The sequence below is a fragment of the Halopenitus sp. POP-27 genome, from assembly GCF_029889855.1.
Lineage (GTDB): Archaea > Halobacteriota > Halobacteria > Halobacteriales > Haloferacaceae > Halopenitus > Halopenitus malekzadehii.
This window is the reverse complement of record NZ_JARANU010000010.1, coordinates 1-20,614: the sequence shown is the minus strand read 5'-3', so window position 1 is coordinate 20,614 and position 20,614 is coordinate 1. Positions and strand designations below refer to the sequence as shown.

The window sequence follows — 20,614 nt, the reverse complement described above, 5'->3', positions numbered from 1 at the left end:
GGCGAAGCCCGAGTAGCGCAGTAGGGCGGGGATACAGCGTCCCCGGAAATCGGAGATTTCTGGTGTGGAAACGAATCGCGGAGAGATTCGGTAACGCCTGTAGAGATTGCGCTCTCTACGGGAACCAGTGAGGTTCCTGCAAAGCGCGTCTTGGAAGCAGGAAGCCCTACCCGCAAAGAACGAGCCGCGTCAGCGGCGAGTGAGTAGGGTAGGGTCGTTCACTGTGGCCCGAGATAGCCCCACGCTTGCAGCCGGTCGCCGTCGCCGCTGATCCACCGTTCGCCGATATCGTCCCGGTAGTACATGTTCGGCATCACGATGTCGTCGATGCGGTCGTACGCCTGCTCACGGGCGGCCTGCATCGTGTCACCCTTGCCCGTCACCACGATCGGCATCCCGTTATCGCCGGCCGCGCGCCATTGGCCATCGACCTTCTTCGCGTCCTCGAGATGGATCCCGTCCCGGCTTTCCGTCTCGAAGACCACGGCGGCGTTTCGGGAGTTCTCGTCGTACGTCTGCTCGTCGTCGAACGGGAACGGCGGGAGGACGATGCGAACGGCGATCTGGTAGCCGTTGTGCACCTCCAGTTCGGGGTCGTTCCCGTGTGCAAGATCGTGAAAGAACTCGCCCGTCGAGGACTCGATGGATTCCTCCTGGAGGGCGATCGTCGGATATCCGAACCGCGGCGTGAACTCCAACGGATAGATACCGGTCTCATTGACGATGCAGTTGATGTCGATGCTCCCGACGTACCCTTCGTTGGCGAGCCAGTCCTCGAGTCTACCGAACGTTTCCTCAAACAGTTTGTTCTGCCCCGCCCAGAACATCGACGTTCCCATTTCACCGGTGGATGGACCGATGTTTCCCGGGAACAGCTTCTTGTGCTCGAAGTTGAAGTTGACCTGGTCGATGAACCGATCGCCGTTGAAAAATCCGCAGATGGCGACTTCAACACCCTCGACTTTCCGCTGGAGTTGGAACCCCTTCATCCGGTGTCCCCACGCCTTCTTGTAGGCTCGCAGGACGTCGACGACGTCGCTTCCGTCGTCCTCGTTGCCGACGTACAGGAGACGCTTGACGTTTTGAACTTCGCCGAGTGGTTTGATCACGTATGGGGCAGGATTCTCCAGAACGTGCTGGATGCCGGCATCGAAGTCGTCGAAGATGTGGTGTTCGACAGTATTCACACCGTGATCTTCGAGAATTTCCATTGCATAGCCCCGATCCGCTTCGAGATGATCGGTGTTTGGTGTCCCGCCGACGACGGCGTTCCCGTCCTCACGGAGTTCCTCAGCGAGCGTGCCAGTCCCGATGTCGGAGCCGACCCAGATGTCGTCGAAGATGATGACGTCGGCCCACTCGATCTCGTCGCGCCAGTCGTCGGTTTTCGGCACGAAGCCGTCGCCGATCTCCCGATCGCTTTCCGCCTCGATGTAGTACTTCACGTCGTGACCCTCGCGATGAACCTGCCAGGCGAGATCGGTGATGAGCGCCGCGTCCGCCGAGACGAACAGGAACCGTTCGGATGCCATAGCTGACCATCACCCAGCAGCGACTTGAAGCCTACCCCGGCGAGGCGGCCGGCATATTCGGCCGCAATGGACGCGCAGAAGAGGGATATCGCCCCCGAACAGGTTCCCCGTCGATCGCCGACCGGGCCGGGAAGGTGGACAGAGTTAAGGGGCTAACTACCCAATCAGTTTTTGTATATGACCTGGTCCAATGAGGACTGGTGGCCGAACCTGCTACGACTGGATATTCTCGACGACAACGTCTACGGTGGCAGTCCGTATGACGAGGACTTCGAGTACGCCGAGGAATTCCGGACGCTCGACCTCGATGCGGTGAAGGCGGACATCGAGGACGTAATGACGACCTCCAAGGAGTGGTGGCCGGCCGATTACGGCCACTACGGACCGCTTTTCATCCGGATGGCGTGGCACAGCGCCGGGACGTACCGGACCCTGGACGGTCGCGCCGGGGCGGCCGGCGGCCTGCAACGACTCCCGCCGGAGAGCAGCTGGCCGGACAACATCAATCTCGACAAGGCTCGGCGGCTGCTCCAGCCGGTCAAACAGAAGTACGGCCGCAAGCTCTCGTGGGGCGACCTGATCGTCCTCGCCGGCAACGTTGCTCTCGAGTCGATGGGCTTCGAGACCTACGGCTTCGCCGGCGGCCGCGTGGACGAGTTCAAATCGAACGAGGCGGTCGAGTGGGGTCCCGAGACGGAATGGGAAACCACCTCCCCCGAGCGCTACAAGGAGGGTGAGGCCGGCAACCTCAAGAACCCGCTTGCGAACACCGTGATGGGGCTCATCTACGTGAACCCCGAGGGCCCGAACGGCGAGCCGGACGTCGAGGGCTCCGCGAAGAACATCCGGGAGGAGTTCGACCGGATGGCGATGAACGACGAGGAGACGGTCGCGCTCATCGCCGGGGGCCACACCTTCGGCAAGGTTCACGGAGCCGACAGTCCCGAAGAGCACCAGGGTCCAGAGCCCGAGGCAGCACCCATCGAGGAGCAGGGTCTCGGCTGGAAGCACGACTTCGACGACATCGGCGGGATGATCACGAGCGGTATCGAGGGGCCGTGGACCGACGCGCCGACCCGGTGGGACATGGGCTACATCGACAACCTGCTGGGACACGACTGGACCTCGGTCAAGGGGCCTGGCGGCGCCTGGCAGTGGCATCCGGTCGAGGCGGACGAGATCGAGCACGCCCCGGGCGCGCAGGACTCGTCGAAGACGGAACAGCCGATGATGCTGACGACCGACGTCGCCCTGAAACACGACGACGACTACCGGGAGATCCTGAAGCGGTTCCAGGAGAACCCCGACGAGTTCCAGAAGGCGTTCGCGAAGGCGTGGTACAAGCTCATCCACCGCGACATGGGCCCGCCGGAGCGGTTCCTCGGGCCGGAGGTCCCCGAGGAGACGATGATCTGGCAGGATCCGGTTCCGGACGCCGACTACGATCTGATCGGCGACGCGGAAGCCGCCGAGCTCAAGGAGGACGTCCTCGACTCGGGGCTCTCCATCCAGCAGCTCGCGAAGACCGCGTGGGCGGCGGCGTCGACCTACCGCGACAGCGACAAGCGCGGCGGCGCCAACGGTGCCCGGATCCGGCTCGAGCCCCAGCGGAGCTGGGAGGTCAACGAGCCCGCGGAGCTCGAAACGGCCCTCGAGACCCTCGAGGACGTCCAGGCGGCGTTCAACGAGTCGCGATCGGACGACGTGCGCGTCTCGCTTGCCGACCTGATCGTTCTCGGCGGCAACGCGGCGATCGAGCAGGCGGCCGCCGAGGCCGGCTACGACGTCGAGGTCCCGTTCGAACCGGGCCGCACGGACGCCACCCAGGAGCAGACCGACGTCGAGTCCTTCGAGGTGCTCGAACCGAAGGTCGACGCCTTCCGGAACTACCTCGGCGAGGGCGACTACGACGACCTGTACGACTCACCCGAGGAGCGAATGGTGGACAAGGCGGAGTTGTTGAACCTGTCCGTGCCCGAGCTAACGGCGCTCGTCGGCGGGATGCGCGCCCTGGGCGCGACGTATGACGATTCCGACCGCGGCGTCCTCACCGACCGGCCGGGCGCGTTGACCAACGACTTCTTCGTGAACCTGCTCGACATGGCCTCCGAGTGGGAGCCGGTCGACGAGGACGGATACGTCTTCGAGATCCGCGACCGCGAGACCGGCGACGTCAAGTGGGAAGCCACCCGCCTCGACCTCATCTTCGGCTCGAACTCCCGGCTCCGTGCCGTCGCGGACGTCTACGGAGCCGCGGACGGCGAGGAGAAGCTCGTCGAGGACTTCGTCGCCGCCTGGAGCAAGGTCATGCAGCTCGACCGGTTCGACCTGGAGTGACGACGACCCCCGCATAGGGGCACTCCTCGAGTGACCGGCGGCGTCTTCCGCGACCGATCGTTTCTTTGTTTCTCCCGTCGCAGCGCCGAACACGCGTGGAACTCCTCCAGCTTGCGGGCCTGCTCTTTGCCGCGCTCGCGGCCGTGTTGTGGGCCGTTCACAACGTGATCGTCAGGGTCGCGACCCGGACCGGGACCGTCGCCGACACGCTGGCGGTCGTGCTGGCGGTGAACGTCGTCTGTCTCGTCCCGTTCTCGATGGTCGCCTACTACCCCGACTACGGCCTCACGCCGGTCGCAGCCGGCGCGTTCGCGGCCGCCGGGCTCGCCGGGCTGCTGCTCGGGCGTCTCTGTATGTTCGAGGCGATCACGGCGATCGGCGCCAGCCGGACGACGCCCGTCGTCTCGGCGTCGACGCTGGTCTCGACCGGTCTGGCCGTGTGGTTTCTCGGGGAGACGATCACGGCGAGACATCTCGTGGGCATCTGCTGTATCGTCTTCGGCGTCGCCGTCATCTCCTGGGTGACCGCGGCCGACGCCGGAGACGACGCGTCGGTTCGCGAGACCGGTGTCTCCCTGTCGTTCCCGCTCGCAGCCGCGGTGTTCATCGGGATCGAACCGGTGTTGATCCGCGTCGGGTTGACCGCCGGGACGCCGATCCCCGTCGGCCTCTCGGTGATGATCACGGCGGCGGCAGCCAGCTATCTCGGCTTCCGACGCGTTCGTGACGGGGCGATCTCGCTTCCCCGTCACGGGACGGGCCGCCGCTGGTACGTCTGGGCGGGACTCTCGAGTTCGGCCGGACTGATCGCATACTTCGCCGCGCTGTCGGCCGCACCGGTGGTGATCGTGATCCCGATCGTGCAGGTCTCGCCGCTCGTCGTGCTCGTCATCTCCGCGGCGTTCCTGCCGCGGCGCGTCGAACGCGTCACGCTCCGGCTCGTCCTGGCGGCGGCCGTGGTCGTGGTCGGCGCCACGCTCGTCTCCCTGTCGGGGTGAGTCGGCTTACTCGTCGACGAGCGTCACGTCCAGCCGCTTCTCGAGCGCCTGAATGACCGATCCGCCCACGTTCGCGCGGGAGGCGCGCCCCTGCTCGATGGCGAGGACGTCGTCCTCCGCAAGCCCGGTCTCCTCGGAGAGCTCCTCGATCGTCAATCCGGCCTCCTGGCGGGCCTGCTCGGCTCGTGCGCCGTAGCCGGAAACGAGATACGGGAGTTGGTCGTCCTCGTAATCGGTGCCGTGTTGTTCCCAGTGGCTGGCATCGCCCTTGCCGGCGTCGTACATCTCAGCTTGCTTGCGTGCGAGTTCCTGTGACCGGCTGGGAGAGTCGCCATCTTGACCGGCACCGCCCGACCCGCCACCGGACCCGCCCCCCGATCCCGAATCGGCGCTATCGTCGTGGGGTCGACAGTTCGAGCAGACAAGCAGGGTCGCACCCGCGACCTTCGCCTGTCGGAGGTCGTCAGTCTCTCGTCCGCAAAGCTCGCAGGCGTCGCCGTCGCCGCCGCCGCGTGACGACCCCGTCGAGTATTTGGCCATACCCGGGGTATCGGTCGCAAGGGTTTAAAAGAAACGAGGAATCGGTCGCCGCGACGATCTTGACGACGCTACCGCTCAGGGTGTTGCCGTCGAAGGATTGTGCGTGGGTGCTGTCGTAGGGGACAACACCGTGCATCGGTGTGGCGGGTGTGCCGCCGTACGATGCGTGGGACCGGATTTGAACCGGCGGACCTCTACAGGACAGCGCCCTCAACGCTGCGCCGTTGGCCTGGCTTGGCTACCCACGCGCTCGCGTGTTTTCCGCATTGCCTTCTATCGGAAGGATAGTAAAAGGGCTGTCGATTTTCCGGTTCATCGTGAGACGGGTCCACGCCACGGACGTCCCTGCAGGCGATCGGTTTCGGATCGGCGTTCCCGGAACCGATCGACCGCTCCCGACGATCCACAGGCAGCCCCGATCGGAACGGGAGGTCCTTTCACCGGGGACGCCGTAGGCGTGCGTATGGCCCTTCGAGCTCGCGACCACGTGCCGGCGGTGGCGGGACTGCTGTCGGCTGTCGCGTTGACGATCGTCTTCGCCGCGGTGACCGGATCGATCCCGGCGTCGTTCGTTCCGGATCCCGGTTCCGCAGTACTGTCGACGTTCACCCACCTCAACGCCGTCATCTCCGTGGCGGCGATCGTGACGATCGCGGCCGGCTGGCGCGCGATACGGAACGGCGACGTCCGGCGGCACCGCACCCTGATGGGACTGTCGACCGCCCTGTTCGCCGCCTTCCTGGTGTGTTACCTCTGGCGGCTCATCCTCGTTGGAACCGCCGAGTTTCCCGGTCCCGAGGTGTACTACCGATACGTCTATCTCCCGTTCCTGGCGGTTCACATCCTGCTGGCGATCGTCTGTATTCCCCTCGTCTGTTACGCGCTGGTCTCCGCGCTGACGCGACCGATCGAGGCGATCCCCGAAACGGCACACCGTCGCGTCGGGCGGATCGCGGCCCCGTTGTGGATCGTCTCGTTCGCGATGGGCATCGGCGTCTACCTGCTGTTGCACCACGTCTTCTAACCACCGAGGAGAGTCGGTGGTGATCCCCCGACGAGACCGTCGAGGCGCGGCGTCACCGCGCCGTCACTCCTCGGCGTCGATGTCGCCGAACGCGAGCGCGAACAGGACCGCCACGAACCCGAAGCTGGTGGCGATCGCGAGCAGGTCGCCGCCGGAGAGGGTCACTCCTCCGGATGCCGGCGCCGGCGTGTCCGCCGAGGATCCGTCACCGGTTCCGCCGTCACCGGACCCGGATCCCCCACCGCTTCCGCCATCGTCGCTTTCGCCGTCGCCGCTGCCGTCCCCGCTTCCATCGCCGCCCTCGCCGTCGCCACCGGACGGATCGATGAGGTCGTCGTCGGTGCTGCCGACGGCGACGACGCCCTTCATCCCGACCGCCTCGTGGGGGTCACACTGATACCGAAACGTGCCCTCACTCTCGAAGGTGTGCTCGAAGGTGTGACCGCCCTCCTGGATGAGCTCGGACTCGAAGGCGCCGTCAGCCTCCGACACGTTGTGCTGGCCGCCCTGTCCGGTCCACTCCCACACGACCGTGGTGCCGGGATCGACGAGGATCGCCGGTGGGTCGAACAGCAGCCCGTTGCCGGCGCCGACCGAGACCGTCACCTCGTCCTGGCCCGTCAGATCGACGGTTCCCTCGTAGTTGCTCACGCCCTCGAGCCAGCCGTCGTAGTTCGCCGCCGCCGTCCCGGTCCCGACGGCGAGCCCCGCTGTGGCCGCCGCGGCGCCCGCGCCGAGCCGGAAGAACCCCCGTCGGTCGATGTCCGTCTCGCCGCCGTCCGATGTCGGTTCCCGTGGTGAATCGCTTAGTGACATATCTCTAGGTCCGTGTTTGAGAGGGAATACCCCGTCGGTCGTTCCCGACGGCTGAGACGGGGTGGCGAACATATTCGGCTGGGATCCCCACAAGTCCGGCGTTCGTAAGCCCGGCGTCAGTCGTCGGCGGGCGGCGACTCGCCGATCGCCGGCCGATCGACGTCGCGGTCGGTCGCCTCGTCTTCGACGTCGAAGGGATACTCGCCGGTGACACAGCCCAGACAGAGGTCCTCGTGTCCCGTTCCGAGCGTCTCTGCGATCGCGTCGATCGAGAGGTACGACAGGGAGTCGGCGTCGATCGCCTCGCGGATCTCCTCCGTGGAGCGATCGGCCGCGATGAGCTCATCGCGGGTTGCCATATCGATGCCCAGATAACAGGGTGCGATGATCGGCGGCGCACCGATCCGCATGTGGACCTCCTCGGCGCCGGCGTCCTTCATCAGATCCACGAGCTGGGTCGAGGTGGTTCCCCGGACGATGGAGTCGTCGATGATCGTGACGGTCTTGCCCTCGACGGTCGACCGAATCGGGTTCAGCTTCAGACGGACCGCCCGCTCGCGTTCGTCCTGTGTCGGCATGATGAACGTTCGGCCGACGTAGCGGTTCTTCATCAGTCCCTCCGCGAAGGCGACTCCGTCGTCGTCCTCCGGCCGCGGGTCGCCGTCGGCGGTCGTTTCGGCGGCGGCGTCGGCGTACCCCGAGGCGAACGCCCGGCCCGAGTCGGGAACGGGCATCACGACGTCCGTCTCCACGCCGGCCTCCTCCCAGAGCTTTCGCCCGAGGTTTCGGCGGACCTCGTAGACGAGTTCGTCGTCGATGACCGAGTCGGGGCGCGCGAAGTAGACGTGTTCGAAGAAACAGTGGCCGGTGTGGTCCTCCTCGACGAGCTGGTAGGTGTCATAGCCGGTCCCGTCCGACTCGAGGACGACCAACTCGCCGGGACGGACGTCGCGGACCAGCTCGCCGTCGAGGGTGTCGATCGCCGCCGACTCGGAGGCGAGCACGTAGCCGTCATCCAGCTTCCCGATACACAGCGGCCGGTTCCCCTTCGGGTCCCGAACGCCGAGCACGGTGTCGTCGTGCATGATCGTCAGCGAGTAGGAGCCGTGGATCCGCTCCATCGTCCGTTTGACCGCACGGACGAGGTCGGCGTCGAGGAGGTTCCGCGCGAGGTCGTGGGCGATCACCTCGGTGTCGCCGTCGGAGGTGAACGCGTGTCCCTGGTGGGCCAGGTCGTCGCGGATCTCGGCGGCGTTGACGAGGTTGCCGTTGTGCGAGAGGCCCAGCGATCCGGACTTGAACGAGACCGAGAAGGGCTGGGCACAGCTCTTATCGAGGCTGCCCGCGGTCGGATAGCGCACGTGACCGATCCCCGTGGTTCCGGTGAGCGATTCGAGGTCGTCGAGGTCGAAGGCGTCCCCCACGAGCCCCCGTTCGACGTGGCTGTGCTGTTGAAAGCCGTCGTGGGTGACGATCCCCGCAGACTCCTGCCCGCGGTGTTGGAGCGCGTACAGCGCATAATACAGCGGTCGTGCAGCCGGTCGGTCCTCGAGCGCGACGCCGACGACCCCGCACTTCTCGCGCGGGCCCGCGGCGATCCCGTCCCCTCCGGGTTCCATACCGATCGGTGCGGGATCGATTCGTAAAAAGACTCGTGTTTGTGGCGTGATGGCCCCATCAATCGAGGAAGACGATCCTCGATCGTGGATATATGACGATCGATGTTGGTGAACTAATACGAGGGCACGCACCCGTCACAGACACGCACCCGTCACAGACACGCACCCGTCACAGACACGCACTCGTCACAGGGACACGTGGAAGTCGTCGTACGCGCTCGCGAGATCGGCGACCGCCGCGAGCAGAGCAGCGACGTCGTCGAGGTCGGTCGTGTCGACCACCTCGACGGGGGTGTGCATATATCGGTTCGGGATCGACACCGTCACCGAGGGGATGCCCGATCGGGAGGTGTAGAAGGCGTCAGCGTCGGTTCCGGTTCGGGTCCCGGCAGCCTGGAGCTGGACGTCGACGTCCGCCTCGTCGGTCGCGGCCGATCGGGCGAGCTCGACGAGAACCGGATGGTTGGCGCTGCCGCGAGTGACCACCGGTCCCTCGCCGAGTTCGACCGGGCCGCGCCGCTTGGCCGAGACGTCGGGCGTGTCGGTGGCGTGGGTGACGTCGACCGCGAGGAACGCGTCGGGGTCGAGGTCGTAGCCGACCATCTTCGCCCCCTGGAGGCCGACCTCCTCCTGCACGGTGGAGACCGCATACACGGTCGCGTCGACGTCAGCGGCGACGGCTCGTCGGAGTGCCTCCGCCGCACACCACGTCCCGACCCGGTTGTCCATCCCGCGTGCGGCCAGTCGGGTTCCGGCGAGCTCCCGGAGCGAGGTCGAGACGGTGACCGGATCGCCGATCTCGAGGAGCTCGCGGGCCTCCTCCTCGTCGGCCGCCCCGACGTCGACGAACTGTGCGGAGACGTCCTCGTACTCGTCGTTCGACGTCTCCCGAAGGTGGATCGCCGTCTGCCCGATCACGCCCTGGACCGGTTCGTCCGCGTGGATGGTGACGTGTTGCCCCTTCGAGACGGTGCGGTCGGCGCCGCCGACGGAGGCGATCCGAAGGAACCCGTCATCCAGGATATCCCGGACGATGAATCCGATCTCGTCGGCGTGGCCCGCCACCGCGATCTCGGGGCCCTCACCGGACCCCTCGTGGACCGCGACCGCGTTCCCGTAGGCGTCGGTTCGGACCTCATCGGCGAACGTCTCGACGTAGTCGACCCAGACGCGCTGTCCATCGGTCTCGAAGCCCGACGGGCTCGGCGTGTTCAACAGCGTCTCGAGGAAGTCGCGGCGGCGCTCGTCCATACCGGTCGCTGGACGGGGAGCCGTATCAAACCGACGACTCGACCGACCCACCGCGGGACCGGGTCGGCAGTCAGGGGCGACGCAAACGGTTCGGCGCCCGGAGGCGACACAAGCGCTTTGGGCGCCCGGACCCGAACCCGGGTATGAACCTCCTTCGCAGCGTCCGCACGGTCGCCGAGGCCTCCGGGACCGGCGTCGTGGACTGGGACCGGGTCGGCAGGGCCGCCAAGGAGGGAACCGATCCAGGATCCCTCGACCTCTCGCCGGCCGACCGCGCGGGCTACGCGAGCGACGTCCGGGACGCTCGCGACCGGCTCGGGTCGATCGGCGGGATCTCCTTTGCCGTGCCGCCGACGGTCGAGGTACAGAACCGCCACCACTGGATCGACGCCAACGTCGAGACGTTTCGGACCGTGATGGCGCCCGTTGAGTCACACGCCGCCCCGGCGTTCCCGGAGCTGTCTCGGATCGCGAACACCGGGACGATGTCGGTGCTGCTGGCGTTCCTCGCCCGCAACGTGCTCGGCCAGTACGATCCGCTGTTGCTGGCCGACGAGCCGGACGGCGACCACGGGCTCTACTTCGTCCATCCGAACGTGGTGCGCGTGGCCGACGAACTCGACGTCTCCTACCCGCGGTTTCGCCGCTGGATCGCGTTCCACGAGGTCGCCCACGCCGCCGAGTTCGGCGCGGCGCCGTGGCTGCCGGACTACCTCGAATCGCGGATGGAGGACGGGGTGGCCGCGATCGCCGCCGGCGAGCTGGACCGGGACGCGTTCCGCGAGCTCGACGCCGCGATGACGGCCGTGGAAGGCTACGCCGAGCTGCTGATGGATCGGGCCTTCGACGACGCCACGGACGACCTCCGCCGGAAGCTCGACGCCCGGCGGTCGGGCGGCGGACCGATCTCTCGGATTCTCCGGCAGCTTCTCGGACTCGGACTGAAACGGCGACAGTACGAACGTGGCGTGGCGTTCTTCGATCACGTCGCCGACGAGCGCGGAGTCGCGGCCGCCGCCGCCGTCTGGGACGAGCCGACCGCGCTCCCGACGGACGCCGAGATCGACGACCCCGCGGCGTGGATCCGGCGAGTGAACCCCTGACGATCGCGGGTCGATCCGCGACGGTGCGACCCAATACCCGGTCCCGACGCTTCCGCCAGCTACCGGCGACGTCCGCCCCGGCCGCGGCGCCGGGATGGGGTGAAGCCACTGATCGTTCGGACCACGTACCACAACAGCACGAGCGAGACGAGGAAGCCGCCCCCGAGCGCCGCGAGCAGTTGTGTCGTCGTCGCACCGCCCGCGATCGCCACGCCGCCGGCGGAGGCGGTGACGACGAGCACGAACAGAGCCTTGAGCCAGCCGGTGCCGGCGTCGCGTTCCGACTCGGACATCGGATCGACCATCAGTCGCGTCCCTCCCGTCCCGGTGACATACGTCCCGTTACGGGCGGACGGGCTTGAACGTCGTGGGTCGATGTCGGAACCGACGGCGTCGCCCCGCTCGGAGTGACCGAAACGATCGAAGCAGTCGAGACGGCCGCCGTTCCGGGTCGCTTTTTTAGCGGGCCGCCAACCGGTACCGTATGGACGACCAACTCCGCGAGCGCGTCGAGGCGGCCGCCGAGGAGGCCGCACTGTTCAACGCGCTCAAACACGATAGCGATCCCGACGTCGGTGCCATCATGGGGCCGCTTATGGGATCGAACCCCGACTTCCGGCCGCACGGCGATGCGATCCCCGGCGTCATCGCGCCGATCGTGAACCGGGTCGCCGGGATGGATGCCGCCGAGCGCCGCGACCGGCTCGGGGAGCTTGCGCCCGAGCGCCTCGACGAACTCGAGGCCGACGACGAGGACGACGCCCACGCGCTCCCGGACCTCCCGAACGCCGAGCCCGGCGAGGTCGTGATGCGCGCGGCCCCGAACCCCAACGGCCCGTGGCACATGGGTCACGCCCGGATGCCCTCGGTGATCGGAACCTACGCCGAGCGGTACGACGGTCGATTCATCTGCCGGTTCGACGACACCGATCCCGAGACGAAGCGTCCCGATCTGGACGCCTACGATGCGATCCTCGAGGACATCGAGTATCTCGGGTTCGACCCCGACGTCGTCCTGAAGGCCTCCGATCGGGTGGAGACCTACTACGAACACGCCCGCGAGCTGATCGACCTGGGCGGCGCCTACACCTGTTCGTGCCCGGCCGCCGAGTTCAGCGACTTGAAGGCGAACGCCGAGGCCTGCCCGCATCGCGGGAAGGACGTCGAAACCGTCCACGAGGAGTTTGACGCGATGGTCGCCGGCGAGTATGATCCCGGGGAGATGGTCCTGCGCGTGAAGACCGACATCGACCACAAGAACCCGGCGCTGCGCGACTGGGTGGCCTTCCGGCAGATCGACACGCCGCATCCCCGCGAAGAGGCCGCCGAGTACCGCTGCTGGCCGATGCTCGACTTCCAGTCCGGCGTCGACGACCACCTGACCGGCGTTACCCACATCATCCGGGGGATCGACCTGCAGGACTCCGCGAAGCGTCAGCGGTTCGTCTACGACTACTTCGACTGGGAGTATCCCGAGGTGCTCCACTGGGGACACGTCCAGCTCGACGAGTACGACGTCCAGATCTCGACGTCGACGATCAAGGAGCTGATCGAGGCCGGCGAGCTGACCGGCTGGGACGACCCCCGTGCGCCGACCATCCGGTCGCTTCGTCGCCGCGGGATCCGCGGGCAGGCGATCGTCGACGCGATGATCGACCTCGGGATGTCGACCTCCGACGTCGACCTGGCGATGTCGTCGGTGTACGCGAACAACCGCGAGCTGATCGACGACGAGGCGAACCGGTACTTCCTCGTGCGCGACCGCGCGGACGACCCCGCAGTCGAGCTTACGGTGGCTGACGGTCCCGACGCGGGCCACCCGCCGCTCCATCCCGACCACGAGGACCGCGGCACGCGCACCGTCCCCGCGGCGGACGTCCTCCTCGAGGAGTCCGATCTCCCCGCGGACGGCGACCGTGTCTGGCTGAAGGGCTACGGCTGTGTCCGGTACGATGCCGACGGCGAGGCCCTCGAGTACGTCGACGACGACATCACGGCCGTTCGCGAGGAGGGCGTCTCGGTCGTACACTGGGTTCCCGCCGAGGAATCCCTCGAGACGATGCTGCGGACGGTTGACGGCGACGTGGTTGGCTACGCCGAACCGAGGGTCGCGGATCTGGCGGTCGACGACGTGATCCAGTTCGAACGCGTTGGGTTCGTCCGGATCGACACGTTCGACCCCAACCCCGCCTCGTCGGGCTACGGCCCGACCGGCGAGGAGGACCTGGTCGTCTACTACGCCCACCCCTGATCGACGGACGAACCTCTCCGTCCCTACTCGAGATACCGATCCGGAACCACTCCCCGCAGCGACGCGGGCACGCGAGCCGCGAGTGCGGCCGCGATCCCGGGGAGCCGCCGGCGAACCGTCACGTAGACGGCGGAAACGCCGAGCAGACCCACCGCCAGCGTCTCGAACACGCCGTCGGCGACGAGCAGCACCGGAACCCCCGCGGCGGCCGCGATCGCGAGATCCTCGGGTGATCCGTCATAGCGGATCCACCGCTTGGGCGCGATCCACCGGCCACGAACGTGGTCGTAGACGGCCCGGTCATCGCGACCCTCCCAGGGCCGAAGCTCGAGGCCGCCGCCGAGGACGTCCATCAGGCAGTGGGCTGCCGCGGCAGCGAAGCCGACCGCGAGCGCGATGAGCGCTGGCGTCGACGTCACGACCACGTCGGGAAGCGAGACGAATCCCACACGCGCGGTCGGAGCCGGACCCACCCCGCCGAGGGAGACCGTCGCGGCCACGCCGATCGCGACCGCGGCGGCGGCGTACAGCACCGGAAAGTGGAGCGTCCGTCGGTGCCCTTTATAAAGATCGAGATCGGGGAACGCACCGCCGACGAGGCCCGCAAGCAGCACGACCCCCGCGATCTCGGGGAACTGCACGGCGATCGGTGCGGCGATCGCCATCCCGACGAGCACGTGGGTCGTCTGCATCATTACGTCCTGATAGAGACGACAGAAGACTATGAACCTGTCGGCGCTTCCTCGTCCACGGGTGAGGTGTCCCCGACCGATCGCCTCAGACACCCTCGACCGTCTCGCGATACGCGTTCAGGAGGTCGTTCGCCTCGTTGACGGCGTCCGTGGCGGTCGGCTCGTCGGCCTTGATGTCCTTGAGCTTCTGCTGGTGGCGGGCGACGGTGCCGTGGTCGGGCCCGCGATCCCGATCGGCAAGCGTCCCCAGCCGATCCGCCTGTTCGGCGAGTCGATCGCCGGCACTCCCGTCGATCGCGGTCGCTGCCTCTCGAAGCACGTCGCTCGCGTCTCGTAGCTTTTGGATGCTCATACGATGCGGTTCGTACGGAAGGCACATAGCGATTGTGTCGGTCAGCGATCGTGCCGGCCAGCGATCGTGCCGAGCCTTATAAGCGATGCCGCCGAAGCCGGCGTATGGTCACGATCAAGGACAGCGTCCACGACCACATCCGGATCGACGGGGTGGCCGCGGACCTGTTGGACACCCCCGCGGTCCAGCGGCTGCGGCGTATCTCCCAGCTCGGGACCGTCACGCTCGTGTACCCCTCGGCGAACCACACGCGGTTCGAGCACTCCCTGGGGGTGTACCACCTCGCGAGCCGTGCCCTCGACCACCTCGGAATCGGGGGGATCCAGGCCGACCGGATCGAGGCCGCCGCGATCCTCCACGACGTCGGACACGCCCCGTTCAGCCACAACGTCGAGTCGCTGCTGTACCGTCATACCGGAAAGTACCACGACGACGTCGCGGACCTCGTGGCGGCGGGGGCGGTCGGGGACGTTCTCCGTGACCACGACCTCGATCCGGGCCGGATCGCGGACATCATCGCCGGCGAGGGGCGCTATGCCGGACTGGTCTCCGGAGAGCTCGACGTCGACCGGATGGACTACCTGGTGCGTGATGCCCATCACACCGGGGTCCCGTACGGGACGATCGACACCGGCCGGCTGGTTCGCGAGCTGACGTTCGTCGACGACACGCTCGTGCTCGACGAGGGCAACGTCCAGACCGCCGAGAGCCTGCTGCTCGCACGGGCGCTGATGAATCCCGTCGTCTACACCCACCACGTCGCGCGCATCTCGAAGGCGATGCTGCGCCGGGCGACCGCGCGGCTGCTCGAGACGCCCGACGTGACCGCCGAGATGGTCCGACGGATGGACGACCACGAGCTGATCGTTGCGCTGCGGCGCACCGAGGCCGCACGTCCCATCATCGATCGGTACGACCGACGCGATCTCTACAAGCGAGCCGTCTGGGCGGAGTACGACGACGTTCCGGCGACCGTTCACGATGCCGACCACGATCGCATTCGCGAACTGGAACGGGAGATCGCTGCGACGGCTCGGACCGGCTCCGGACCGGCGGCGGATGCCGACGACGTGGACGGCTCCCACGACGTTGACGGCGTCGACGATGTCGACGATGTCGACGTGATCCTCGACGTTCCGCCGGAGCCATCGATGCGCGAGTCCACCTCGCGGGTCACCGTCAATGGCGACATCCGCCGGCTCGGCGACCAGTCGCCGCTCGTCTCGGCGCTGCGAACCGCCCAGCGCAACCAGTGGCGCCTCGGCGTCTACTGCCCCGAACCGCTCACCGATCGGGTGGGACGGGCGGCCGCCGACGTCCTCGGACTCGATCCGGACTCGCTCATCAGCGACGTCCGGCACGGACTGGAGACGACGCTCGACGAGTTCGAACCGGTGTCGTGACCTTCAAGCGGACTCGGCGGGAGACACCGGTATGCACGTGGAAGGGACGATCCTCCGTGGACCCGACTTCACGCCGGTCGAGGGACGCGTCGTCGTGGCCGACGGCGAGATCGTCGCGATCGAGGAAACGGAGACGGACGGCGACGACGTGATCTGTCCCGCCTTCGTCAACGCACACACCCACATCGGCGACTCGATCGCCAAGGAGGCCGGCGGCGGCCTCTCGCTCGACGAACTCGTCGCGCCGCCGGACGGGCTCAAACACCGACTCCTCCGGGCAGCCGACCGCGAGGAGACGGTCGCCGCGATGGCTCGGTCGCTCCGGTATATGGAGTCGACCGGAACCGGCACGTTCCTCGAGTTCCGGGAGGGCGGCGTCGCGGGCGTCGAAGCGCTTCGGGACGCGCTTGCGGGCGCGGGCGGGGCGGAGTCGGTCGGCGAGCGCGACATCGACGCCGTCATCCTGGGTCGCGAGGAGGAGGCGGTCCTCGAGGTCGCGGACGGTTTCGGCGCCTCGGGGGCGCGGGATGCCGACTTCGACGCCGAGCGAAACGCGACCCGAACCGCCGGCAAGCTCTTCGGCATCCACGCGGGCGAACGCGACGACCTGGACATCAACCCGGCGATGGATCTGGACCCGGACTTTCTCGTCCATATGGTTCACGCGGGCGAGCTCCACCTGGAACGGCTCGCGGACCGGGATACGCCCGTCGTCGTCTGCCCGCGGTCGAACCTCGTGACGAACGTCGGCGTCCCGCCGATCCGCGAACTCGCAGACCGGACGACCGTCGCGCTCGGAACGGACAACGTGATGTTGAACTCGCCCTCGATGTTCCGGGAGATGGAGTTCGCCGCCAAGCTCGCCGACGTCTCCGCGCGGGACGTCCTCCGGATGGCGACGGTCAACGGCGCCGAGATCGCGGGACTGAACCGCGGCGCCATCGAGGAGGGCGCCGACGGCAAGCTGCTGGTCCTCGACGGCGACTCGGACAACCTCGCGGGCGCCGAGGACCTGGTTCGGGCGATCGTTCGACGCGCGGGCGAGGCCGACGTCAAACGCGTCGTGTTGTAAGGCGGTTCGGGCGCCTGGCGTCGGAGACGACGCGAGGGTGTGATGTCGTGAGACGATCGGCGCGTCGGGTGTGGGGACGGGACCAGGGCCGGAGTTGAGGCCGGAGTCGGGGGCACGCTTATGGGCTGATGGACCCATTCATAGATCGCAATGGACGTAGACGCGGCACTCGTTACCGAGCCGGAAGGGGAGTTCGAGATCGACACGGTCCAACTTGAGGAGCCACAGGCGGGCGAGGTGCTCGTCAGGGTCGTCGGGGCCGGCGTCTGCCACACGGATATGATCGTCCGCGATCAGCTCTATCCGACGCCGCTGCCGGCAGTACTTGGCCACGAGGGCTCCGGCGTCGTCGAGGCGATCGGTCCCGGCGTGACCGGTCTCGAACCGGGAGATAACGTCGTGATGAGCTACGACTACGACGGCGATTGCCACAGCTGTCGGGACGGTCATCCGGCCTTCTGTGAGGACTTCTTCGAGCACAACTTCTCGGGCGCCCGTCCCGAGGACGGCACGTCTCCGATCTCACGGGACGGCGAGCGCGTCAGCGGCCGGTTCTTCGGGCAGTCATCGTTCGCGACCCACGCGATCGCGACCGAGCGAAACGTCGTCCCGGTCGACGACGACGTCCCCCTTGAACTGCTCGGCCCGCTTGGATGCGGGATCCAGACGGGCGCCGGCGGGGTCATCAATTCCCTCGACCCGCAGGCGGGCTCGTCGATCGCGATCTTCGGCGCCGGGTCGGTCGGCCTCTCGGCGGTGATGGCCGCCGAGATCAAGGGGTGTACCGAGATCATCTCCGTCGACCTGAAGCCCAACCGGCTCGAGAAGGCCGCCGAGCTCGGCGCGACCGAGACGGTCAACCCGGCCGAGGTCGACGACGTCATCGAGACGGTCCGGGAGCTCACCGGCGGCGGCGTGAACTACGCGCTGGAGACGACCGGCGTCCCCGACGTCGCCGAACAGGCCGTCGAGACGCTCACCCAGCGTGGCACCCTCGGGATCATCGGTGCCCCCGCGCTCGGAACGGAGGCGAGCTACGACGTCAACAACCTCCTGTTGAACGGTCGGACGATCACGGGCATCGTCGAGGGCGACGGCGACCCCCAGCAGTTCATTCCGGACCTGATCGAGTTATACCGGCAGGGGAAGTTCCCCTTCGACGAGCTCGTCACCTACTACGACTTCGAGGACATCCAACAGGCCGTCGAGGACTCCGAAAGCGGCGAGACGATCAAGCCCGTTCTGCGGGTGAGCGAACCCTAACCGCGCCCCCGGCGAGCGGACGAACTCACAGCAGCGGGTCGAAGCTTTCGACCCTGTGGTCGCCGAGCACGCAGCGACCGCGCTCGGCGTGACCGAGCCGCTCGACGTGCACTGCATCGAGGCCGGCGTTCCAGGCGGCCCCGACGTCGCCCTCGCCGTCGCCGGCGTAGTAGCCCCGGGCCCGGTCGGGATCGACGTCGAGGTCGTCCATCGCGAGCTCCAGGGGGGTCGGATCGGGTTTCCAGCCGGTCGACTCGGTACAGCAGACGACCGTATCGAAGTGGTCGTGCAGGTCGAGCGCGTCGAGGACGGGCTCGGTGAGGAACTCCTGACAGTGGGTCACGAGGCCGGTCGGCCCCTCGACGGCCGCGAGGACGCGTTCGGCGTCGGGGTGGAGGTACGTCGACTCCGCCCGAACGCGGGGATCCTCCTCGGCGTGAAAGGCGTCCCAGAAGGCGTCGGGGTCGATTCCCCACGACCGGAGCGTCTCGTTGCGCGATCCGGTCAGTCCGTGCCAGAGGACCCGGGCCTGATCGTCGGAGAAACGCCGACCCAGCCGGTCGCCGACGCGGTCGAAGACGCCACGCGTGTACGCCCACTCGGCGTCGACCAACGTTCCGTCGAGGTCGAACAGGTGGAAGTCGTACGCACTCGCGAGCATACGCGGACCTACGACGCCGACGGAAATGGCCCTTGTGGTGCTCCGGCCCCCGAACTCGATCGGGGACGCAGCCGGGAGGGTCGTCGACGGCGTACTCGGGAGCCGCCGATCGCCAATGAATATATAGATCTATATATGCAAACGTTGCCATCCGTAACATATTCGACGCCGCCCGGTCTACGTCAATCCATGGTCGATCGAACGAGTCCGACGCCGTGGCTGACGTCACCGGGGTCGCCGCCCGCGAGCGGGGGTCGCCGCCGATGCCGCTGATCCAGACGGGCATCGAGAGCACGCTGATCGCCGAGCTCGACGCGTCAGTGACGAAGCTCGTCGTCGCGACGCTGCTGGGGATGTTCCTCGGGCTGGAGCGGGAGTGGTCACACAAGACCGCGGGCATCCGGACGTTCGCGCTCCTGGGTCTGCTCGGCGCGGTCTTCATCGTGCTTGACGCCGGCGGCCTGCTGGTCGTCGGCGGGCTGTTGATCGTCGCCCACGCGATCCTGCTCGGGGTTCGCAGCTTCATCGAGGAGGATCACGAGGGGCTTTCGCTGACGACGTCGGTCTCGATGCTCGTCGCCTACAGCATCGGGGCGCTCGTCGGCGAGGGGCTCTACATCGAGGCGGTGACGGTGGCGGTGTTGTCCTCCCTCCTGTTGGTGTTGAAACGGGAGCTCCACGAGTTCGCGTGGGGGCTCTCGAAGGAGGAAGTGCGGTCGGCCACCGAGTTCGCCATCCTCGCGTTCGTCGTCTATCCGCTGTTGCCCAGCGAGCCGATGGGGCCGTGGAACGCCATCCAGCCGCGGGTCGTCTGGCTGCTCGTGATCGCGATCGCCGCGATCGGCTTTTGCAACTACGCCCTGCTCAAGCGCTACGAGGGACGTGGGCTGGCCGTCACCGGCTTCTTCGGCGGGCTCGTCAACTCGACGGCGGTCATCGCGGAGATCACGAAGCGTGCCGCCGTCGATCCCTCGCTTCGCGACCTGGCCGTTGGCGCCATCCTCCTGGCCAATGCGGCGATGGCGCTCCGAAACGCCGTCGTCGTCGCGGCGTTCGTCCCCACCGAGGCGGTCGCGGTCGGCCTCCCCCTTGGGGGGATCGCAGTCGCCGGCGTTGTGCTATCGATGTGGACCAGCGACTGGGACGCGACGGTCGAGACGGACATCACGTCTCCCTTCAGCACGACGAACGCGTTGACCTTCGGTGCGCTGTTTCTGGTCGTCCTCGTGGTCGCCGCGGGCGCACAGGCGACCGTCGGCGCCAGCGGGTTCCTCATCACGATGTTCCTCGCGGGGCTCGTCTCCTCGGGGACGGCGGTGACCTCGGCGGTCACGTTGGTCAGTACCGGCGGGATCGCGGCCGACACCGCGGTCTGGGGCGTCATCGCCGGGACTACGGCGTCGATCCTGGTCAAGGTCGCCTTCGCCGCCACGATCGACCGGGCGCTCGTCGGGCCGGTTCTCGGGTACAGTCTCGCGCTGATCGTCGTCGGCGTCGGTCTCGGCGCCGGCGCGACGCTTGCCCCCGACGTCCTGGCAGGGACGTGGTGAGACGCCGAGCCGACGTATTGGACCAACCAAAAAACGGAGTGACGTATAGTAAGCGGAAGCCCCGTCCTTTAGGGTGGGGTCTAAGCGATAGGCCCGACCGAACAGCCGCCGACTACTGCTCGGCCGGGGTCTCCAAGTCGTCGGCGGCGT

At 67.4% G+C, this 20,614-nt stretch carries 18 protein-coding genes and 1 tRNA gene; 9 read left to right on the top strand and 10 right to left on the bottom strand.

Annotated elements, in window-relative coordinates; genetic code table 11:
* Positions 1-218 precede the first annotated feature (218 nt).
* On the bottom strand, positions 219-1,532 hold the full coding sequence (locus OQF70_RS07600) for a phosphoribosylamine--glycine ligase (RefSeq protein ID WP_280536812.1): 1,314 nt from the start codon (positions 1,530-1,532) through the stop codon (positions 219-221).
* A 177-nt stretch (positions 1,533-1,709) separates the two neighbouring features.
* Here OQF70_RS07600 and katG point away from each other — a divergent pair, with 177 nt between their 5' ends.
* Positions 1,710-3,869, top strand: a complete 2,160-nt coding sequence (gene katG / locus OQF70_RS07595; RefSeq protein ID WP_280536811.1) for a catalase/peroxidase HPI — start codon at positions 1,710-1,712, stop codon at positions 3,867-3,869.
* Between the two features lie 95 nt (positions 3,870-3,964).
* Positions 3,965-4,867, top strand: coding sequence for an EamA family transporter (locus OQF70_RS07590; RefSeq protein WP_280536809.1), 903 nt, complete (start codon positions 3,965-3,967; stop codon positions 4,865-4,867).
* A 6-nt stretch (positions 4,868-4,873) separates the two neighbouring features.
* Here the strand turns inward: OQF70_RS07590 and OQF70_RS07585 are convergent, their stop codons facing one another.
* Entirely contained in the window at positions 4,874-5,407 is a 534-nt protein-coding gene (locus OQF70_RS07585; RefSeq protein ID WP_280536807.1) for a helix-turn-helix domain-containing protein, read from the bottom strand.
* Between the two features lie 163 nt (positions 5,408-5,570).
* Positions 5,571-5,655 (bottom strand) — tRNA-Leu (locus OQF70_RS07580).
* 215 nt (positions 5,656-5,870) lie between these two features.
* Between OQF70_RS07580 and OQF70_RS07575 the strand changes: the two genes are divergently transcribed.
* Positions 5,871-6,431 (top strand): DUF420 domain-containing protein, encoded by a 561-nt coding sequence (locus tag OQF70_RS07575; protein ID WP_280536805.1) that lies wholly within the window; start codon positions 5,871-5,873, stop codon positions 6,429-6,431.
* A gap of 63 nt (positions 6,432-6,494) precedes the next feature.
* On the opposite strand, the gene OQF70_RS07570 is transcribed toward OQF70_RS07575, so the two are convergent.
* The 3 genes from OQF70_RS07570 to OQF70_RS07560 all read right to left on the bottom strand — a co-directional run bounded on the left by OQF70_RS07570 (position 6,495) and on the right by OQF70_RS07560 (position 10,117).
* Positions 6,495-7,247: a halocyanin domain-containing protein gene (locus OQF70_RS07570; RefSeq protein WP_280536802.1), complete on the bottom strand. Its 753-nt coding sequence runs from the start codon at positions 7,245-7,247 to the stop codon at positions 6,495-6,497.
* A 116-nt stretch (positions 7,248-7,363) separates the two neighbouring features.
* Positions 7,364-8,866 (bottom strand): amidophosphoribosyltransferase, encoded by a 1,503-nt coding sequence (gene purF / locus OQF70_RS07565; protein ID WP_280536800.1) that lies wholly within the window; start codon positions 8,864-8,866, stop codon positions 7,364-7,366.
* Between the two features lie 186 nt (positions 8,867-9,052).
* Positions 9,053-10,117, bottom strand: coding sequence for a M20/M25/M40 family metallo-hydrolase (locus OQF70_RS07560; protein WP_280536798.1), 1,065 nt, complete (start codon positions 10,115-10,117; stop codon positions 9,053-9,055).
* 143 nt (positions 10,118-10,260) lie between these two features.
* Between OQF70_RS07560 and OQF70_RS07555 the strand changes: the two genes are divergently transcribed.
* Positions 10,261-11,220, top strand: a complete 960-nt coding sequence (locus tag OQF70_RS07555; protein WP_280536796.1) for a zinc-dependent metalloprotease — start codon at positions 10,261-10,263, stop codon at positions 11,218-11,220.
* Between the two features lie 59 nt (positions 11,221-11,279).
* Here OQF70_RS07555 and OQF70_RS07550 read toward each other — a convergent pair whose 3' ends face one another.
* Positions 11,280-11,525, bottom strand: coding sequence for a hypothetical protein (locus tag OQF70_RS07550; RefSeq protein ID WP_280536795.1), 246 nt, complete (start codon positions 11,523-11,525; stop codon positions 11,280-11,282).
* 179 nt (positions 11,526-11,704) lie between these two features.
* On the opposite strand from OQF70_RS07550, the gene OQF70_RS07545 reads away from it, so the two are divergent.
* The gene (locus tag OQF70_RS07545) at positions 11,705-13,471 is read left to right on the top strand and encodes a glutamate--tRNA ligase (RefSeq protein ID WP_280536794.1); all 1,767 of its coding nucleotides are present in this window, start codon (positions 11,705-11,707) and stop codon (positions 13,469-13,471) included.
* Positions 13,472-13,494: 23 nt separating this feature from the next.
* Here the strand turns inward: OQF70_RS07545 and OQF70_RS07540 are convergent, their stop codons facing one another.
* Both OQF70_RS07540 and OQF70_RS07535 read right to left on the bottom strand, forming a co-directional pair.
* Positions 13,495-14,163, bottom strand: coding sequence for a metal-dependent hydrolase (locus OQF70_RS07540; RefSeq protein ID WP_280536793.1), 669 nt, complete (start codon positions 14,161-14,163; stop codon positions 13,495-13,497).
* Between the two features lie 85 nt (positions 14,164-14,248).
* Positions 14,249-14,515 carry a hypothetical protein gene (locus tag OQF70_RS07535; RefSeq protein WP_280536792.1) on the bottom strand — a complete coding sequence of 89 codons (267 nt, stop codon included), beginning with the start codon at positions 14,513-14,515 and terminating at the stop codon, positions 14,249-14,251.
* Positions 14,516-14,619: 104 nt separating this feature from the next.
* Here OQF70_RS07535 and OQF70_RS07530 point away from each other — a divergent pair, with 104 nt between their 5' ends.
* The 3 genes from OQF70_RS07530 (at position 14,620) to OQF70_RS07520 (ending at position 18,253) form a co-directional block, all read left to right on the top strand.
* Entirely contained in the window at positions 14,620-15,918 is a 1,299-nt protein-coding gene (locus OQF70_RS07530) for an HD domain-containing protein (RefSeq protein ID WP_280536791.1), read from the top strand.
* Between the two features lie 31 nt (positions 15,919-15,949).
* Positions 15,950-16,990, top strand: a complete 1,041-nt coding sequence (locus OQF70_RS07525; protein WP_280536790.1) for an amidohydrolase family protein — start codon at positions 15,950-15,952, stop codon at positions 16,988-16,990.
* Between the two features lie 150 nt (positions 16,991-17,140).
* Positions 17,141-18,253 carry an NAD(P)-dependent alcohol dehydrogenase gene (locus OQF70_RS07520; RefSeq protein WP_280536789.1) on the top strand — a complete coding sequence of 371 codons (1,113 nt, stop codon included), beginning with the start codon at positions 17,141-17,143 and terminating at the stop codon, positions 18,251-18,253.
* Between the two features lie 25 nt (positions 18,254-18,278).
* On the opposite strand, the gene OQF70_RS07515 is transcribed toward OQF70_RS07520, so the two are convergent.
* The gene (locus OQF70_RS07515) at positions 18,279-18,914 is read right to left on the bottom strand and encodes an HAD family hydrolase (protein ID WP_280536788.1); all 636 of its coding nucleotides are present in this window, start codon (positions 18,912-18,914) and stop codon (positions 18,279-18,281) included.
* 263 nt (positions 18,915-19,177) lie between these two features.
* Here OQF70_RS07515 and OQF70_RS07510 point away from each other — a divergent pair, with 263 nt between their 5' ends.
* Complete coding sequence (locus OQF70_RS07510) at positions 19,178-20,464, top strand: DUF4010 domain-containing protein (RefSeq protein ID WP_280536889.1); 1,287 nt, start codon at positions 19,178-19,180, stop codon at positions 20,462-20,464.
* Positions 20,465-20,614 lie beyond the last annotated feature (150 nt).

Bases quoted from the DNA above. Each gene is read 5' to 3' on its own strand.
- OQF70_RS07600 (WP_280536812.1), bottom strand. From the start codon at position 1,532: ATGGCATCCGAACGGTTCCTGTTCGTCTCGGCGGACGCGGCGCTCATC.
- katG (WP_280536811.1), top strand. From the start codon at position 1,710: ATGACCTGGTCCAATGAGGACTGGTGGCCGAACCTGCTACGACTGGAT.
- OQF70_RS07585 (WP_280536807.1), bottom strand. From the start codon at position 5,407: ATGGCCAAATACTCGACGGGGTCGTCACGCGGCGGCGGCGACGGCGAC.
- OQF70_RS07575 (WP_280536805.1), top strand. From the start codon at position 5,871: ATGGCCCTTCGAGCTCGCGACCACGTGCCGGCGGTGGCGGGACTGCTG.
- OQF70_RS07570 (WP_280536802.1), bottom strand. From the start codon at position 7,247: ATGTCACTAAGCGATTCACCACGGGAACCGACATCGGACGGCGGCGAG.
- purF (WP_280536800.1), bottom strand. From the start codon at position 8,866: ATGGAACCCGGAGGGGACGGGATCGCCGCGGGCCCGCGCGAGAAGTGC.
- OQF70_RS07560 (WP_280536798.1), bottom strand. From the start codon at position 10,117: ATGGACGAGCGCCGCCGCGACTTCCTCGAGACGCTGTTGAACACGCCG.
- OQF70_RS07555 (WP_280536796.1), top strand. From the start codon at position 10,261: ATGAACCTCCTTCGCAGCGTCCGCACGGTCGCCGAGGCCTCCGGGACC.
- OQF70_RS07550 (WP_280536795.1), bottom strand. From the start codon at position 11,525: ATGGTCGATCCGATGTCCGAGTCGGAACGCGACGCCGGCACCGGCTGG.
- OQF70_RS07545 (WP_280536794.1), top strand. From the start codon at position 11,705: ATGGACGACCAACTCCGCGAGCGCGTCGAGGCGGCCGCCGAGGAGGCC.
- OQF70_RS07540 (WP_280536793.1), bottom strand. From the start codon at position 14,163: ATGCAGACGACCCACGTGCTCGTCGGGATGGCGATCGCCGCACCGATC.
- OQF70_RS07535 (WP_280536792.1), bottom strand. From the start codon at position 14,515: ATGAGCATCCAAAAGCTACGAGACGCGAGCGACGTGCTTCGAGAGGCA.
- OQF70_RS07530 (WP_280536791.1), top strand. From the start codon at position 14,620: ATGGTCACGATCAAGGACAGCGTCCACGACCACATCCGGATCGACGGG.
- OQF70_RS07525 (WP_280536790.1), top strand. From the start codon at position 15,950: ATGCACGTGGAAGGGACGATCCTCCGTGGACCCGACTTCACGCCGGTC.
- OQF70_RS07520 (WP_280536789.1), top strand. From the start codon at position 17,141: ATGGACGTAGACGCGGCACTCGTTACCGAGCCGGAAGGGGAGTTCGAG.
- OQF70_RS07515 (WP_280536788.1), bottom strand. From the start codon at position 18,914: ATGCTCGCGAGTGCGTACGACTTCCACCTGTTCGACCTCGACGGAACG.
- OQF70_RS07510 (WP_280536889.1), top strand. From the start codon at position 19,178: ATGCCGCTGATCCAGACGGGCATCGAGAGCACGCTGATCGCCGAGCTC.